The sequence below is a fragment of the Streptomyces sp. MUSC 14 genome (genome assembly GCF_001866675.1).
GTDB lineage: Bacteria > Actinomycetota > Actinomycetes > Streptomycetales > Streptomycetaceae > Streptomyces.
In genome coordinates, this window is record NZ_MLYN01000037.1 from 259,286 (window position 1) to 275,019 (window position 15,734).

Consider the following 15,734-nt stretch of genomic DNA (forward strand, 5'->3'; position numbering starts at 1 on the left):
CCATGCGGACAACCCGGACGAGGCACCCCGGAGCGAGGGTCACCCGGCGGGCAGGGTGGGCCGGATCTGCCGCAGGAACGCGGCGTTGTCCGGTGTGGTGCGCAGCCGCTCCAGCAGGGTCTCCAGGCCGGACGGACCGCCCTCGCGACCGCGCAGCACCCGGCGCAGACCGTGCACGGCCGTCAATTCGGCTGCGGTGAGCAGGAGTTCCTCGCGGCGGGTGCCCGTCGCGTCGATGTCCACGGCGGGGAAGTGACGGCGGGCCGCCGCTTCCCGGTCGAGCCGCAGCTCCGAGTTGCCGGTGCTCTTCAGCTCCTCGAAGTAGTACTGGTCGGCACGCGAGCCGGTGTCCACCAGTACGGTGGCGAGGATGGTGAGCGAGCCGCCCTCCTCGGCCTGGCGGGCGGCGCCGAAGAACCGCTTCGGCCCGAGCAGCGCGCCCGCGTCGACACCGCCGCTCAGGGTGCGTCCGCCGGCGGCGGAGGCGTTGTTGTGGGCCCGGCACAGCCGGGTGAGCGAGTCCAGCAGGACGACGACGTCCTCGCCGGCCTCGACCAGGCGCTTCGCCCGCTCGACGAGCAGTTCGGCGAGAGCGATGTGCTCCCTGGGGCTCCGGTCGAACGTGGAGGCGTACACCTCGCCGCGCACGGAGCGGCGCATCTCGGTGACCTCCTCGGGCCGCTCGTCGAGCAGCAGGACCATCAGCCGGCACTCCGGATGGTTGCCGGCCACGGCCGCGGCGAGCTGCTGGAGCAGCACCGTCTTGCCGGTCTTCGGCGGGGCCACGACGAGCCCTCGCTGGCCCTTGCCGACCGGCGCGAGGAGATCGGTGACGCGGCCGGCCAGTCCGGACGCGGGGTGTTCGAGGCGGATGCGGTCGTGCGGGTGGAGCGGGGTGAGGTCGCGGAACCGGCGCCGCTCGCGCACGTCCGCCGCGGCGCGGTTCTCGACGCGCGTGACCTCGGTCAGCGCCCGCTTCTCGCCGCGGACGCCCTCGACGAGGTCGCCCTTGCGCAGTCCGTGGCGGCGGATCAGGGCCGCCGGGACCTGGGGGTCGGCGGGGGTGGCCAGGAGGTTCACGGGCCGCAGGTGCCCCTTCCCCTGCGCGTCGATGTCGAGGACACCGGTGACGAGCCGGGCGGCCGGGGCCTGCGGGGCCACGGGAGGGTGTTCGAGTGTGGTGGTCATGGTGGGAAGTCCTTTCACGGACGGAAGGGAAGGCGTGGGAAGGGGGGGAGGCCGCGAGAGGGAGGCGCGTACGGCGGGTACGGCATGCCTCCGGGCGGCGGGAACGGCACCTCGGGTACGGCACAGAAGCCCTGGTCACGAGGTGGTGCTGAGAGGAAGCCCGGGCCGGTCAGACGCCATGGCCGAGGGGCTGGTGGGGAAGTCCGCGACATCGGTGTCCGTACGACGGGACACGCACATGCGCTGGTCGCACTATACCTGTGCGTCCGCTTCCGTCAACAGGACGGCGTCCGCGTTCATTCCCGGCCCGCCCGACCGTCAGGAGAATCCGTGGAGTCCTCTGCCGCCCGGACCCCGCACCGTCCGGACCCCTCCGGCGGGTGCCCGCACGCCGTCAACGCGCGGCTGTTGGCCGACGGTGCCGTGGGCCCGGCCGAACTGCCCGGCGGCATCGAGGGGATGGCCGTACTCGGGCACGAGGCGCTCAACGGTTCCTCCAGCGCCCCGAAGTCGCCAAGGGAGCACGGCACTTCACGGCCCTGCGGGAGGGCCGGATCGGCCCCGGCTGCGGTCCCTGGTGGGCCGGGCCTTCACGCCTCGCTGATGGGCTGAAACCCAGATCCTGTGTCGAGGAGTTGACCGTGCTTCTGCTGGACGATCTCGCCCGCGCAGCCGACTCCGGTGCCGCGTCGCCGACCTGCGGCGGCACTTCGCCCTGCCGCTGCCGATGGGATTCATCGGCGAACTCCTGGGCATGGACGTCGAGTTCCGCGACCGGCTGCACCATCTCGGCAACCAGGTCGTCGCCGCCGACGCCGCACCCGACCGAGCCGTCGCCGCCAGCCGCGAACTCGTCGCCGTACTGGGCCGGATCGCGGCGAGCGGCTCAGCGACCAGGAGCTGATCGGCACCATCGTCCTGATGATCGCCGCCGGACACGAGGCCACCCTCCGGACACGAGGCCACCCTCAACCTCGTCACCCACGCCGTACGCGCCCTGTGCGCCCGCCGCGACCAGCTCGACCTCGTGCGCGCGGAATGGGCGGACGTGGTGGAGGGGAGGCTGCGCCGGGACGCGCCGGTGGGCTACTTCCCGTTCCGCCGTCCGGTGCGGGACCTCACCGTCGACGGCACCCCCATCCTCGCCGGTTACTCCGCCGCCGGCCGCGCACGGCCCCGACGCCCGCCGCTTCGACGTCACCCGCCCCGCCCGGACCGGCGCCGTACGTCATCTCGTCCTCGGGCACGGCGCGCGCCACTGCCTCGGCGCGCCGCCGGCCCGGCCGGAGGCCGGGATCGCGCTGGAGCGGATGTTCACCCGAATTCCCGGCCTCGGAACCGCCGCGGCCGAAGCCGGTCCGCTGCCGCACGCCGGCTTCGTCGGCAACAGCGTGCGCACCCTGCCCGTCCGGCTCGCGCCCGTCGAGGGCGTGCTCACGCCGACCGCGCCTCCGCCTCCTTCGTGATCTGGTCGAACCGCGCGCCCATGGCCTCCGCGAGGGCATGGGCGCCGGACAGCGGACGGACCATGACCATGAAGTCGTCGATCAGCCCGTCCTCGTTGACGTGGATGAAGTCGCAGCCGGTCAGCTCGCGGTCGCCCACCCGGGCCGTGAAGACCAGCGCGTGGTCGGCACCGTCCGGGGCGCCGATCTCGCGGACGTACCGGAAGTCCTCGAAGACCTGGGAGACCGCGCGCAGGATGGCCGCGGTGAGCGCCTTGCCCGGATACGGCTTGAAGACGACCGGACTGGTGAAGACGACGTCCTCGGCCAGCAGCGCCACGGCGGCGTCGATGTCCCCGGCCTCCACCGCTTCGCGGAACGCGCGCATCGGATCACCTCGCATAGTCAATTAATTGAATAAGTGCGGATGAGATTAATCAACGACTGTTAGCCTGTCCACATGTCGCTCAAGTACGCCGTCCTGGCCGCCCTGCTGGAGGGCGAGGCCTCGGGCTACGAGCTGTCGAAGGTGTTCGACGTCTCGCTCGCGAACTTCTGGCCCGCCACCCCGCAGCAGCTCTACCGGGAACTGGAGCGTCTCGCGCAGGACGGGCTCGTCGAGGCCCGCACCGTGCAGCAGGAACGGCGGCCCAACAAGCGGATGTTCACGCTCACGGCGACCGGCCGGGCCGAGCTGAGCGTGTTCGCCGCCGAGCCGCCGAAGCGGCCCACGGCCGTCCGCGACGAGCTCCTCATCAAGATCCAGGCGATGGACGCCGGCGACCCCGAGGTGACCCGTGCGCTGATCGAGGAGCGCAGGGGCTGGGCGCGCGGAAAGCTCGACCGCTACCGGCGGGTGCGCGAGCGCCTGCTGGACGGGCGCGGCGAGGAGGAGTACCTGCGCACCGCCGAGCGCGTCGGGCCGTACCTCACCCTCATGGCCGGAATCTCCTTCGAGGAGGAGAACCTGCGCTGGTGCGAGCGGGCCCTCGCGGTCCTCGCCCGGCGGGTGGCCCTAGGCTGAGACGATGTTCGGTCCCGAAGGCCCCACCCTGCGTGAACTCGCGGTCCAGGCGCTGTCGTCCGTCGAGCGGGGCTACGACCTGCTCGCCCCGAAGTTCGACCACACCCCCTTCCGGACACCGGACGCGGTGCTGGCGTCCGTCGCGAAGGCGCTCGCCCCGCTCGGCCCGTTCGCGGACGGGCTCGACCTGTGCTGCGGTACGGGCGCGGGCGTGGAGGTGCTGACCGGGCTGTGCCGCCGCAGCGTCACCGGCGTCGACTTCAGCGCGGGCATGCTGGACGTGGCCCGGCATCGGGTGCGACCGCCCGCCGGCGGGCCCGGGGTCGCCTGGGTGCGCGGCGACGCCCGCGCCCTGCCGTTCGCGGCCGCCTTCGATCTCGTGGTCTCCTTCGGTGCGTTCGGCCACTTCCTGCCGAGCGAGCTGCCGGGCCTGTTCGCCCGGGTCAACGCGGCCCTGCGGCCCGGCGGCCGGTTCGCCTTCCCGGTGCTCGCCCCGCCCCGCCCGACGCGGCCCGGCTACTGGGCGCTGCTCGGCTTCGACACGGTGATGCGGGTGCGCAACGCCCTGTGGCGGCCGCCGTTCGTCATGTACTACCGGGCCTTCCGACTCGGTGATGTGCTGCGGGAGCTGAGGGAGGCCGGCTTCGTGACCGAGGTGCGTGCCCTGCAGGAGTTCGGGCGGCGCGGCGACGGGAGTCCGCGGGTCCGGCTGGTGGTGGCCCGCAGGCCTCAGCCGGCGGCGGGCAGCGTGAACTCGTAGACCAGCATGTCCTGTTCGTTGACCACCAGGTCGGTGATCTCCAGCGGCCGCGCGTACTGGTCGTGCACCCGGCGGGTCACCCGCACCGACGAGGCGTCGCCGACCTGGCTGATGGCGTCCCGGTGGTGCAGGGTCAGACCGGCCTTGCGCATCCAGTCGTAGGCCCGGCGCAGCTGCGCCGGGGTGGCTCCGTCGGCCCGGCCCCGGTAGCGGGCCAGCTCCGCCACCTCGGCCAGCGCCACCGCCGAGAACGACGTCACCGCGGTGCGCAGCGACCGGCCGTCCGGAGTGGCCGACCGGTAGCGGTGCACCAGTGTCGGCCGCTGCGGGGCGAGGCCCAATGCCCGCGCGTGCTCCGGCGGCGGCGCCTCCCAGGTCACCGTGGCCCGGTCGACCGCACACGGGTCCGTCGAGCGGGCGCCGAGCGGGAAGACCGGGGTCCCCGGCGCCTCGACGGGACGGCCGGGCAGCGTGACATGGCTGCCGCGCCGGTCGGTGGCGACCAGGCCGCCCCGGCGCAGCACGTCCAGCGCCTGCCGGACGGTCTCCCGGCTGACCTGGTAGTGGGCCGCCAAGTGCCGTTCGCCGGGCAGCCGTTCGCCGGGCGGAATGGTGCCGGCGTGCAGTTCGTCGAGCAGCAGAGTCGCGATCCGCCCGTACAGGGGCCGGTCGTCGAGCTGCGCGGGTGCGTGGCTCTGCTCGGGTTCGTGCGGGGTGGTGCGGGCCATGCCGCGCCCTCCTGTGGTGACAAGACGTAGCCGTGCGGGCTCATTGCGCGACCACCATTGCATTGGTCTAAACCACAAGGGAAGAGCGGCATGGCGGTTCGGCCGAAACCCGCCGCGCGCTGTCAGACGGACGACGCGCCGTCAGGCGTACGACCGCAGCCAGCGCACCTTCGCCGCCTCGTGGAAGGGGCCGCCGCCCTCGTGGTCGTTGAAGTCGTACACCTCGATCGCCTTGTCCTCCTGAGCCCAGGCGTTGAAGGCCGCGAACACCGTCGACGGCGGGCAGGTCTGGTCCTCCAGGGCGGCGGAGAACAGGGCCGGCGCCCGGCCGCGGGCCGCGAAGTGCACGGCGTCGAAGTACGACAGGGTGCGCTGCACCTCCGCCGAGCGGCCGCGGTGCGTCTTGAGGAACTGGCCGATCTCCCGGTACGGATGACGGTCCGTCAGAGTCGTCGCGCGCGGAAAGTCGCACAGGAACGGCACGTCCGGCGCGACCGCGACCAGGCCAGGGACCAGTCCGCCGACCGCGAGCGCGATGCCGCCGCCCTGGCTGGCACCGAGCGCCACCGTGCGCCCGGCGTCGGCCAGCGGGTGCGAACGGGCGGCCTCGACCGCGCGTACGGCGTCCGTGAACACCCGCCGGTAGTAGTAGTTCTCGGGCGCGTCGATGCCGCGCGTCATGAAGCCCGGGTAGGCCGGTGCCGCGCCGACGGGGTCCGCCGTGCCGCCGCCCCCGCCCCAGGCGCTGCCCTGGCCGCGGGTGTCCATCGTGAAGTGCGCGCGGCCCGTCGACGCCCACAGCAGGTTCTCGTGCGGGAGCCCCCGCCCGCCGCCGTAGCCGATGAACTCCACGACCAGCGGCAGGGGTTCGGTGGCGCCGGCCGGCAGCCGCAGCCAGCCCTTGACGGGGTGGCCGTCGAACCCGGCGAACGTCACGTCGTACACCTCGACCGTCGACAGCCCGGTGTCCACCGGCTCGAAACGGGCGTCCAGTTCGTGCTCGCGCGCCTGCTCCAGGGTCTTGTCCCAGAAGGCGTCGAAGTCCTCCGGCTCGGTGGACTCGCTCCGGTACGCGCGCAGTTCGTCGAGGGAAAGGTCGAACAGGGCCATCAACAACCGCCTTGGTGAAGGGACAGTGCGTCAGCTCACCGTACGTGGATGATCGGAGGACTGGCCAGGCCCGGTGGGGCATGCCCCTACGGTTTCCTGACGGGTGACGCGCCTGGTCACGTGCGGGGCAAGCGCTTGCTGCCGGATGGCTCTGGTACGTCGGACGGACACAGTGGTCGGGTCGCTGTCACGCCCTGGGCTGGGTCCACTTCGGGCCGGTGCGCTCCCACTCGCGCTCCCACTCCGCCATCCGGTGCCGCAGCGCGATCCGGCGCTCGACCGCGTGCCCGAGGAGTACGACGGCCGCCGCGCAGCCCGCCGCGCACACGCCGACGGTCACCGCGTGCTGCACGATCGCCGCATCGTCCGGCGGCGGGGCGACATCCCGGCCTCGCGCGTCGAGCCAGACGGAGACCGTGTCGCCGGTCCGGGTCCCCGTCGGCACCCGGGTCCACGTCGTCCGGGTCCCCTTGCCGGGTTCGGTCCAGCGCACCTGGGCGCGGTAGGGGCGCTCACGGTCGCCCTCCGCGGCGGACACCCGGCCGGGCGGTTGGCCGATCACCCGGGCGCGCACCTGGTGGCGTTCGGCACGAGCCGTCGCCGCGAGCGAGCCGGCCTGGTCGTACGCACGCAGGCCGGCGGCCATCCCGGCCAGCGGCACCACCACGAACAGCAGGACGGACACCACCAGCACCGTCCACGCCTCCACGACGTCCGAGCGGCGCCGCAGCGGATTGCGCTGCCAGCGCCAGCCATGCACCCGGGTCCGCATGTCCACCTCCTCGCCCCGTAGGAGCCGGAGCGCCGGACGGACCGCCGTCATGGTCCGCCGTCCCCCATCGCTCACGCACACGAGCGTCCACACCCGTCTCGTACCCCGTACGGTGCCCCTCGCTCACGCCGCGAACCGCGAGTTCAAGCCCGCTTGGAGCGCGGAACGAGCCATGCGCCCCACGATCGCGCGCCCGGCCCCGGCGTGCGACCCGGACAGGTGTTCCCGGCCTGCTTCCGAGCCCGCTTCCGACGATGGGCCGGACGATGTTCCGGACCGCGTTGCGGACGAACGGCTCAGCCGAAGCGCTCGATCCGGATCCGCTCCACCGGCTGTCCTGCCGCGACCAGCAGCCGGGAGGCGTGCTCGGCGAACGCGTTGGACCCGCACACATAGGCCTCCCATCCACCGGAAGGCCGCTCGGCCAGGTGTGGCGCCACATGTGTCGCCGCCATACGTCCCACCGCCACCCCCTGTGGGGCGCTCCGCGTGAACACGCGCGTCGTCTCCGCGCCCAGTTCGGACGCGTAGATCAGCTCCTCGGGGCTGCGCGCGGACACCAGCAGACGCAGCGGCACGTCGAGGGCGCGCAGCCGGTGGTGGCGCACCATCGACATCAGCGGTACGACACCGGAACCGGCGCCGACGAGCAGCGCGGGCCGGTCGCCCGGCCAGGCGAAGAAGCCGCTCAGCGGGCCGCGCACCTCGACCGTGTCACCCGGACGGGCCACCGTGTGGAACCAGCCGGAGACCTCGCCGCCCGGGACGTGGTCCAGGGTCAGCTCGATGTGCCCCGAGTCGTCGGGCGCCGACGCGAGGGAGTAGTGGCGCTGCGCCGTGTAGCCGTCCGGCGCGGTCAGCCGCAGCATCAGGTGCTGGCCGGGCAGATGCCCCGCCCAGGCGGGCACGGCCAGCCGGAACGTGGCCGTCCGTGGCGTCTCGCGCCGGATCTCGGCCAGTGTGGCCGTCTGCCACACCGTGGCCGCCCGGCCGCTCACCTCGATCCGCCCCGGCACGGCGAACCGCGTCGTGGGCACGACGGCTCCGCCGGCCGGGGCCGGCGGAGCCGTCGGGTTCGTCGTCGCCGTCTCAGTCACCGGAGTACCGCTGCTCCTGCCAGGGGTTGCCGCGTTCGTGGTAGCCGTTGCGCTCCCAGAAGCCGGGCTCGTCGTGGTCGAGCAGGGTGAGACCCGCGATCCACTTGGTGCTCTTCCAGAAGTACAGATGAGGCACGATCAGCCGCGCCGGGCCGCCGTGCTCCGACGGCAGCGGCTCGCCGCCGTACTCCCAGACGATCCAGGCCCGCCCACCGGTGAGGTCCGCGAGGGGCAGGTTCGTGGTGTAGCCGGTGTGGGAGTGGGCCACGGCATGTGTGGCGGACCCATGGGGCCGCACCACGTCGAAGAACGCGTCCAGGCAGACGCCGCCGAAGCGCACGCCGAACTTCGACCAGCCGGTCACACAGTGGATGTCGCCGGCGTACGCCGACTCCGGCAGCGTGTGCGCCGCGTCCCAGTCCCAGGTGCGCGGCCGCTCGACCAGGCCGTCGATGCGGAAGGACCAGTCGGCCGCCGCGAGGTCCGGGGTGACCTCGGCGGACAGGACGGGCCAGTCCTCGCCCGCGTCGTACTGCCCGGGCGGCAGCCCCGGGTTGTCGACGCGCGGACGGCCCGTGAAGCCTCGCGTGACGTTCATGCTTCAACCGTACGCTGTCGTCCCGGGTGCCCCGCCCCAGGTCATCGCCTGGATCATTGCGCCCGTATGAACTCTTTCGGGCCCCGGGAATAGCTGTGCGGCGCTTCTCCTTTGCGCTCGATGCGGGTGCCGGTACACCGGTGGCAGTGCGAGAGAAGCGAGGAAGAGAACATGCCCAAGGCGTATGTCTACACGCGGCACGGCGGACCGGAGACCGAGGCGCTGGCCGAACTGGACCGTCCGACCCCCGGCCCCGGCGAGATCCTGATCGCGGTGCGCGCGGCAGGGGTCAACCCCGTCGACTGGAAGCTGCGGAACGGCTTTCTGCGCCCCGGGGAGGACGAGCTGCTCTTTCCCCGGGTCTTCGGCAGCGAGGCCGCGGGCGTCGTGGCGGAGGTCGGCCCGGGCGTGACCGGCTTCGCCGTGGGCGACGAGGTCTTCGGCAGCACCGCCCGCGGCGGATACGCGGAGTTCGCCCTGCTCACCGCCGACGTGGCCGTCCACAAGCCCGCCGGGTTGTCCTTCACCGACGCCGCGACGTTCCCGGTCGCCGCGGCCACGGCCTACGACGGCATCCGCCAGCTCGGCCTGCCGGGCGGGACGACGCTGCTGATCACGGGCGCCGGCGGCGGGGTCGGCAGCGCGGCCGTACAGATCGCCCGGGCCTTCGGACTGCGGGTCGTGGGCGTGGCGAGCGAGGGCAAGAGGGAGTTCGTGGAGTCGCTCGGCGCGGTTCACGTCTCCTACGGTCCATCCGGTCCCGGCCTCGTCGAGCGGGTGCGCGCCGCGGTGCCCGACGGGATCGACGCGGTGTACGACCTGGTGGGCGGGCCGGTGCTCGCCGAGGCCGCCGAACTGCTCAAGGACCGCAGCAAGCTGATCACGGCCGGCTCCCCGCTCGACGCCGTCGCCTCGCTCGGCGGTGCCCGGGTCGAGCGCGCCCGCACCGCCGCCGTCCTGGAGGCGGTCGCGGACCTCGCGGTGCGCGGCGCGCTGAACGCGCACGTCACCCGCACCTTCCCGCTGGAGCAGGCCGGCCGGGCGTTGCGTGCGGTCGAGGACGGGCACACCCTCGGAAAGATCGTGATCGAGGTGGCCGCGTGAACCTCATAGCCGGACCGGGCGGCGACGACCGGACGTCCGCCGCCGCCCCGCACATCCTCGACCGTCCCGCCCTGGCCGCGCTGACCGGCCCGCACGCGCACTTCGCCGAGTGGCGCGGCCGGGTGGTGCGCTACCCCGCCGACGTCACCCCGTGGCTGGCCCTGCCCGACGAGCCGGACGCACGGGACTGGGCGGACCTCGCCGCGCTGGCGGGTCCCGGCGCGGAGGTTCCGCTGCTGGGCTACCGCGGCGAGGTCCCGGACGGCTGGGAGATCACCTTCCGCGTCGAGGGCGTGCAGCTCGTGGACGACGGCCTCGACACCGCACCGGACCCGGAGGCGGTGCCGCTCGGCCCGGCGGACGTGCCCGAGATGCTCGACCTGGTGGCGCGCACCCGGCCCGGACCGTTCCTGCCGCGCACCATCGAACTCGGCACCTACCTCGGCATCCGCCGCGGTGGGGCGCTGATCGCCATGGCGGGGGAGCGGCTGCACCCGCCGGGCTGGACCGAGATCAGCGCGGTCTGCACCGCCCCGGCCCACCGCGGCGAGGGCCTCGCGACGCGGCTGATCCGCGCCGTCGCCCACGGCATCCGGGCGCGCGGCGAGACGCCGTTCCTGCACACGGGCGCCCAGAACACGAACGCGATCCGGCTGTACGAGTCCCTGGGCTTCCGGCTGCGCCGCAGCACCGCGTTCGGCGCGGCCCGCGTCCCCGAGCACTTGGCCGAGGGCGACCGCGCGGCGGTTCCGGTGCCGTAGCCGTAGCCGTAGCCGTAGCTGTCGCGGGATACGGGCGTGTGCGGCCGTGCTCTGGTGTGCGGTGCACCACCACGTGCGGTGGTGATCTCGCCGGTCGCGGTGACGTAGCCGCAGCCGTCACGGGAAACCGGGGAAACCGGCGTCGGCCGCGCGTGCCGGGCCCGGTCGGCTCTGCCCGGCCCGACCGGCGTCGCTCACGCGGACCCGGAGTCGCCCCGTCCCGCGTTGTACCGCTCCAGATACGCCGCGAAGCGGACCAGGTCCTCCTCCGGCCAGTCGGCGAGCCGTTCGTGGAAGGCGGCCCGGCGGCTGTGGGTCACCTGGGCGAGGATCTCCTCGCCCGCCTCCGTGAGATGGAGCACCTGGACCCGGTGGTCCTCCGGGTCCAGCCGGCGTTCGACCAGCCCGGTCCGCTCCAGCGCCGCCACCTGCCGGCTCACCGTGGACTTGTCCAGGGCGTAGTGCGCCGCGAGGTCCGTGGCCCGGCAGCCGCTCTGCTCCTCCAAGTGGCTGAGCAGGGTGTAAGAGACCAGCGACAGCTCGGGGTGCATACGGCCCGCCGAGGCGCGGGCCCGGCGGGCGAAGATCGTCATCTCGCGCTGGATCGTCTCGACGGCCGACTCCGCTGAGCTCACGGGAATACCTCCTCAGGCGTTCTAGTTGTATAGTACAACTTGAAGCTGAAGTTGTATAAGCCAACCATTGGAGGCCGCCCGATGAGGTCACCGGCACTGCGCCACGTGCTGACGCACCTGATCACCCCGCTGCTGATGTGCATCGGCATGGGGCTCGCGTACATGGGGGCCTTCGTCACCCCCGAACCGCACCACCTGCCGGTCGCCGTCGTCGGCACCACCCCGCGGGCGATGGTCTTCGCCCAGACGGTCAAGGACACCGCGGGGGACAAGCTCGACGTCCGTACCGTCGCCACCCGCGCCGACGCCGTCGCACTGCTGAAGTCCCGCGATGTGACCGGCGCCTACGTGCCGAGCGCCAAGGCGCCCGAACTGCTCGTGGCCAGCGCCGCCTCGGACATGGGCGCGACTGCCGTCGAGAAGGTCTTCACCCCGGTCGCCGCCGGGCAGGGCCTCCCGCTGAAGATCACCGACGTGGCCGAGCCGGTCTCCGACGACCCCACCGGCCAGGGCCTGTTCTTCCTGCTGATCGCGGTCAGCATCGGCTCCTACGCCTCGGTCGCCGCCCTCGGCGCCGCGGGTGCCGCGCTGCCGATGCGGATACGGGCGCTGCTCGCGCTCGGCGTCTCCGCCGTCGTCGGCGGCATCGGTGCCCTGCTCGCCGGGCCGGTGTTCCACCTCGCGCACCACGACCTCGCGAGCCTGTTCGGCATGGCGTGGCTGTACTCGGCGGGCATCCTCCTCATCGGCGTCGGCCTGCACACCTTCCTCAAGCGCTGGACCACGCTGGCGATGATGGTGCTGTTCGTGATGCTGAACTTCACCAGCTCCGGCGGGTTGTTCCGGCCCGAGCTCCAGAACGGCTTCTTCGGCACCCTGCACGCCTTCTGGAACGGCGCCGGTTTCGTCGAGGGCATCCGCAGCCTGCTGTACTTCGGTGACGACGGCCTCGGGCGCAACGTGTGGACCCTGGTGGCCTGGCTGCTGGCCGGCCTCGTGGTGACCGGGATCGCCGCCCTGTACGAGCGCCCCCGCCACGCCCGGCACGCGGCCGGTCACGGCGAGACCGCCGCCCAGCCGGCCACGGCACTCACCGTCCCCACCGCCCCGACCGCCCCCGCCGTCTCTGGCGCGCTGCGGACGTCGGCGGACCAGGCGAGGGTGCGGGCCGAGGCCGAAGAAGAGCTTGAGGAAGAGGTCGAGGAGACGGTCGGCGTCTGATCCGGCGCCGGCCGCCGACGACAGGGAGCGCGCCGCCCGGCTGCGGGCGGTGCTCCTGCCGTGCCTCATCCCGACGCCGAGCCGATCGTCACCACCCGCGCCCACGCGGGCGGTACCTCCGGCCGGTAGCCGGGATCGTCCTCGTCGTACGACCCGCCGGTCCGCGCGAACAGGCCCACCACCGTCCGGCAGGGCGGCCGCGCTCCGGGCCACGGAGTCTGACCGTCCGTCAGGACCACCACCACGTCGGGCCGCATCCGCAGCGCCCGGGCGAACCCGCTGCGCAGATCCGTCCCGCCGCCGCCCACCAGCTCGATGCCCTCCGTCCGGCACAGCGGCTGCACGGTCTGGGCCGCCGCGTCGCAGGACAGTACGGAGACCAGGTCCCGCCGCCCGCCCAACGCCCGGCAGATCGCGGCGACTTCCAGCAGCGCGCTGCCCAGTTCGGCGTCGCTGACCGAGCCCGAGGTGTCCACCACCACACAGACCCGTGGGGGACTGCGCCGCAGGCTCGGCAGCACCACCCCGGGCAGCCCGGCCGAACGCCGCGCCGGACGGCCGTGGCGGTAGTCCTCGCCCACGCCCGACGCCGAGACGGCCGAGCGCAGTGCCGAACCCAGCAACTGGCGCCAGGGCTGCGGCGGATGGAACACCTCCTCGGCCCAGCGCCGCCAGCCCGCCGGTGTGTCGCCCGGAGCGCCCCTGATGCCCTGGGCCACCCGGAACCGGACCGCGTCCCGCTCCTGTTCGCTCAGCCCGTGCGCGCCGTCGGGCCCCAGCTCCCAGGGCCGCTCCAGCCCGTCGGCACCGCTGCCGCAGTCCAGCCAGGCCTCCCGTGCCAGGCGGGGCCCGAGCTGGAACTGACGCAGGTAGTCCTCCATCAACTCACCCGCGCGCAGCCCCAGTTTCTCCGGTGTCACGGCGTCCTCGGGGCACACCAGCCCGTCGCCGTACACGTCGTCGTTGATCTCGCAGTCCGCGGCGATGTTCATCCGCAGCCGCTCCGCCGGACCGGTCAGCCCGCGCTCGCCGGCCACCCGGTCGCCGCGCCCGTGATGGTCGCGCAGCAGATGCGCCACCTCGTGCACCCACACCGCCGCCAACTCCGCCACCGGGGTGCGGTCCACGAACGCCGCGGAGACGTAGCACCGCCAGTACCGGTCGACGCCCATCGTCGGCACCTGCCGCGACTCCACCGGGCGCAGCGCGAACAACGCCGTCGCCAGATACGGCCGGACCCGGGCCGCGTGCAGCCGGGCCGCGAACAGCTTGCCGCGGTCCAGCGCCCCGGGCGCGTGCGCCGTCATCGCCGGGCCCCCGCGGTCCGCGCGGGGCGCCGGGCGGCCTCGTCGGCCCGCCGGGACAGCGACACCACCCCGGCCAGCCGCTCGACAACCGCCGGTACGTCCCAGTCCTCCCGGCGCAGCGCGGCCAGCGTGGTCGCCGGGACGACCACCACGTCCGGCGCGCCGGTCTCCATCGCCCGCACCAGCAGCGCCCAGGCCGCGTCCCAGCGGGCCCGCTCCGGCCGTGCCCGCACCGCGGCCACCACCCCGTCCAGCGCGGCCTGCCGCAGATCGCCGCGCTCGGGCAGCACGGCACCCGCCGGATCGGCCAGCAGCGACTCCGGGTCCGGCAGGTCCATCCGGTCCAGGCTCGCGAGCAGTTCCAGTCCGGGTCCGTCCCCGACGGTGCCGCGGACCAGCAGCGACAGCACGTCCCGCGAGGAACCGGCGGCGGTCGCGAAGGCGATCAGCCGCAGCGTCGCCTCCCAGCTGCGGGGCGACGGCCACGCCCCACCCCGCCGGCCCTCCCCGTTCGGCAGCCTGTGCACGAGCCCCGGCCGCGCGCCGAGGAACGCGCACACCGCGCGCCGGGCGAACGCCACGGCCTCGGGCAGCCGGGCCGGGTCGAGCCGGGGCAGGTCCGCACGCGGCCAGGTCCCGCCGAGGCCGCGTACGACGACCTCGTGGTCGTGGGTCCACTGGAGGTGCACGAACCGGTTGGCCAGCGGGGGGCTCAGCTCCCAGGCGTCGGCGGCCGAGGAGCGCGGGTTGGCGGCGGCCACGATCCGTACCCCGGCCGGCAGTCGCAGGGCGCCGATCCGCCGCTCCAGCACGAGCCGCAGCAACGCCGCCTGCACCGCCGGGGGAGCGGTGGACAGCTCGTCCAGGAACAGCAGCCCCCGCCCGGCGCGCACCAGCCGCACCGCCCAGTCCGGCGGCGCCATCGGGACGCCCTGCACGGCGGGATCGTCTCCTACGACGGGCAGTCCCGAGAAGTCGGACGGCTCGTGCACGCTCGCGATCACGGTGGTCAGCGGCAGGTCCAGCGCCTTGGCGAGCTGGGTCAGCGCCGCCGTCTTGCCGATGCCGGGCTCACCCCACAGCAGGACCGGAAGGTCGGCGGCCACGGCCAGGGTGAGCGCCTCCAGCTGGGTGTCGGCGCGTGGCTCGGTGGTGGTGTCACGGAGCAGGTTCAACAAGGTCTCGGCTACGTGGAGTTGAGGGGCAGGGGAGACGGAGACAGTCATGTGGGATCACCTGAGGGGTGTGAAGTAAGCCTGGAAGAGAGGGCGTTCAGCGTTGGTGGCGGCGGAGGCGCCGCTGCCGGACGCGGTTGCGGTACGGGTCGGCGTGGGCGTGGTCCGGGCCGGTGAGACCGGCGCGGTACAGGCCGTAGGCGATGCGCCGCTCGGCCGCGGCCGTCAGCTCGTCCCGCAGGGGACCGTCGCGCAGCACCGCGCCCGGACCGAGCAGCGCCTCGACCACGGCCAGGGCCCCGGCGCTGTCACCGTGGTCCAGCCGTTCCCGGACGCCGGTGAGACAGTCCGGGCGCCGGTGCGCCTCGTCGATGACCCGCAGGCACGGCAGCACCGGGCCGCCGAGCGCGGCCAGCAGTTCCTCGCGCCGGATGTCGTCCGGTCCGTGGTCCAGCGGCATCAGGACGCCGTCGACCAGACCGATCCGGTGCCGGGCGCCCCGGCAGTCCACGGCACGTGCCTCCGCCACCGGATCGGCGCCGGACGACGGCCCGTCCGGCCGGTGCCCGGGGACCAGCGCGGCGGCCACCAGCGGATGCAGCCGGTCCGGCGTGATCAGCCCGGCGCGGAGCAGCTCCAGGTCCGGCGGGATCCAGGTCGCCGCGTCCGGCAGCACCGGCACGGCGGAGAGGCCCCCCGGTACGCGCCCGGTGCCGATCCGCAGATCCGCCCCGCGGGCACTGTCCGCGACGGGGTACAGCCGGTCCCGGTGTGCGGGCCCGGATGGGTCTGGGGGTCCGCCGGTTCGG

At 73.9% G+C, this 15,734-nt stretch carries 15 protein-coding genes and 2 pseudogenes; 6 read left to right on the forward strand and 11 right to left on the reverse strand.

Features of this window, described 5'->3' with window-relative positions; translation table 11 throughout:
* Window positions 1-39: 39 nt before the first annotated feature.
* On the reverse strand, window positions 40-1,188 hold the full coding sequence (gene rho, locus BIV25_RS24565; RefSeq protein ID WP_071374558.1) for a transcription termination factor Rho: 1,149 nt from the start codon (window positions 1,186-1,188) through the stop codon (window positions 40-42).
* Window positions 1,189-1,518: 330 nt separating this feature from the next.
* On the opposite strand from rho, the pseudogene BIV25_RS24570 reads away from it, so the two are divergent.
* Window positions 1,519-2,654 (forward strand): annotated as a pseudogene (locus BIV25_RS24570) (cytochrome P450).
* Here BIV25_RS24570 and BIV25_RS24575 read toward each other — a convergent pair.
* Window positions 2,623-3,021: a nuclear transport factor 2 family protein gene (locus tag BIV25_RS24575; protein WP_071374559.1), complete on the reverse strand. Its 399-nt coding sequence runs from the start codon at window positions 3,019-3,021 to the stop codon at window positions 2,623-2,625. The pseudogene BIV25_RS24570 and the gene BIV25_RS24575 sit on opposite strands and share 32 nt — an antisense overlap.
* A gap of 72 nt (window positions 3,022-3,093) precedes the next feature.
* On the opposite strand from BIV25_RS24575, the gene BIV25_RS24580 reads away from it, so the two are divergent.
* On the forward strand, window positions 3,094-3,657 hold the full coding sequence (locus tag BIV25_RS24580) for a PadR family transcriptional regulator (protein ID WP_071374560.1): 564 nt from the start codon (window positions 3,094-3,096) through the stop codon (window positions 3,655-3,657).
* Between the two features lie 4 nt (window positions 3,658-3,661).
* A complete protein-coding gene (locus BIV25_RS24585) occupies window positions 3,662-4,417 on the forward strand; it encodes a class I SAM-dependent methyltransferase (protein ID WP_071374561.1) in 756 nt (251 codons plus the stop codon).
* On the opposite strand, the gene BIV25_RS24590 is transcribed toward BIV25_RS24585, so the two are convergent.
* The 5 genes from BIV25_RS24590 to BIV25_RS24610 form a co-directional block, all read right to left on the reverse strand.
* Window positions 4,387-5,145, reverse strand: coding sequence for a GntR family transcriptional regulator (locus BIV25_RS24590; protein WP_071374562.1), 759 nt, complete (start codon window positions 5,143-5,145; stop codon window positions 4,387-4,389). The two genes, BIV25_RS24585 and BIV25_RS24590, sit on opposite strands and share 31 nt — an antisense overlap.
* Window positions 5,146-5,286: 141 nt before the next feature.
* Window positions 5,287-6,255, reverse strand: coding sequence for an acetylxylan esterase (locus tag BIV25_RS24595; protein WP_071374563.1), 969 nt, complete (start codon window positions 6,253-6,255; stop codon window positions 5,287-5,289).
* A gap of 187 nt (window positions 6,256-6,442) precedes the next feature.
* Window positions 6,443-7,027 carry a DUF3592 domain-containing protein gene (locus BIV25_RS24600; protein ID WP_071374599.1) on the reverse strand — a complete coding sequence of 195 codons (585 nt, stop codon included), beginning with the start codon at window positions 7,025-7,027 and terminating at the stop codon, window positions 6,443-6,445.
* A gap of 296 nt (window positions 7,028-7,323) precedes the next feature.
* Window positions 7,324-8,064, reverse strand: a complete 741-nt coding sequence (locus BIV25_RS24605; RefSeq protein WP_071374600.1) for a ferredoxin reductase — start codon at window positions 8,062-8,064, stop codon at window positions 7,324-7,326.
* 52 nt (window positions 8,065-8,116) lie between these two features.
* Complete coding sequence (locus tag BIV25_RS24610) at window positions 8,117-8,722, reverse strand: sulfite oxidase-like oxidoreductase (RefSeq protein ID WP_071374564.1); 606 nt, start codon at window positions 8,720-8,722, stop codon at window positions 8,117-8,119.
* Window positions 8,723-8,893: 171 nt separating this feature from the next.
* Between BIV25_RS24610 and BIV25_RS24615 the strand changes: the two genes are divergently transcribed.
* The gene (locus BIV25_RS24615; protein WP_071374565.1) at window positions 8,894-9,826 is read left to right on the forward strand and encodes an NADP-dependent oxidoreductase; all 933 of its coding nucleotides are present in this window, start codon (window positions 8,894-8,896) and stop codon (window positions 9,824-9,826) included.
* Window positions 9,823-10,587, forward strand: a complete 765-nt coding sequence (locus BIV25_RS24620) for a GNAT family N-acetyltransferase (RefSeq protein ID WP_071374566.1) — start codon at window positions 9,823-9,825, stop codon at window positions 10,585-10,587. The genes BIV25_RS24615 and BIV25_RS24620 overlap by 4 nt, the downstream gene beginning before the upstream one ends.
* A 194-nt stretch (window positions 10,588-10,781) precedes the next feature.
* Here BIV25_RS24620 and BIV25_RS24625 read toward each other — a convergent pair whose 3' ends face one another.
* Window positions 10,782-11,222: a MarR family winged helix-turn-helix transcriptional regulator gene (locus tag BIV25_RS24625; protein ID WP_071374567.1), complete on the reverse strand. Its 441-nt coding sequence runs from the start codon at window positions 11,220-11,222 to the stop codon at window positions 10,782-10,784.
* A gap of 81 nt (window positions 11,223-11,303) precedes the next feature.
* On the opposite strand from BIV25_RS24625, the gene BIV25_RS24630 reads away from it, so the two are divergent.
* A complete protein-coding gene (locus BIV25_RS24630; protein WP_071374568.1) occupies window positions 11,304-12,443 on the forward strand; it encodes a hypothetical protein in 1,140 nt (379 codons plus the stop codon).
* 65 nt (window positions 12,444-12,508) lie between these two features.
* Here the strand turns inward: BIV25_RS24630 and BIV25_RS24635 are convergent, their stop codons facing one another.
* From BIV25_RS24635 to BIV25_RS24645, 3 genes and pseudogenes are all read right to left on the reverse strand, one after another.
* Window positions 12,509-13,750 (reverse strand): VWA-like domain-containing protein, encoded by a 1,242-nt coding sequence (locus BIV25_RS24635; RefSeq protein ID WP_071374569.1) that lies wholly within the window; start codon window positions 13,748-13,750, stop codon window positions 12,509-12,511.
* Window positions 13,747-14,976 carry a MoxR family ATPase gene (locus BIV25_RS24640; RefSeq protein ID WP_071374570.1) on the reverse strand — a complete coding sequence of 410 codons (1,230 nt, stop codon included), beginning with the start codon at window positions 14,974-14,976 and terminating at the stop codon, window positions 13,747-13,749. The genes BIV25_RS24635 and BIV25_RS24640 overlap by 4 nt, the downstream gene beginning before the upstream one ends.
* Before the next feature lie 46 nt (window positions 14,977-15,022).
* A pseudogene (locus BIV25_RS24645) lies at window positions 15,023-15,734 on the reverse strand (hypothetical protein); the annotation flags it as partial.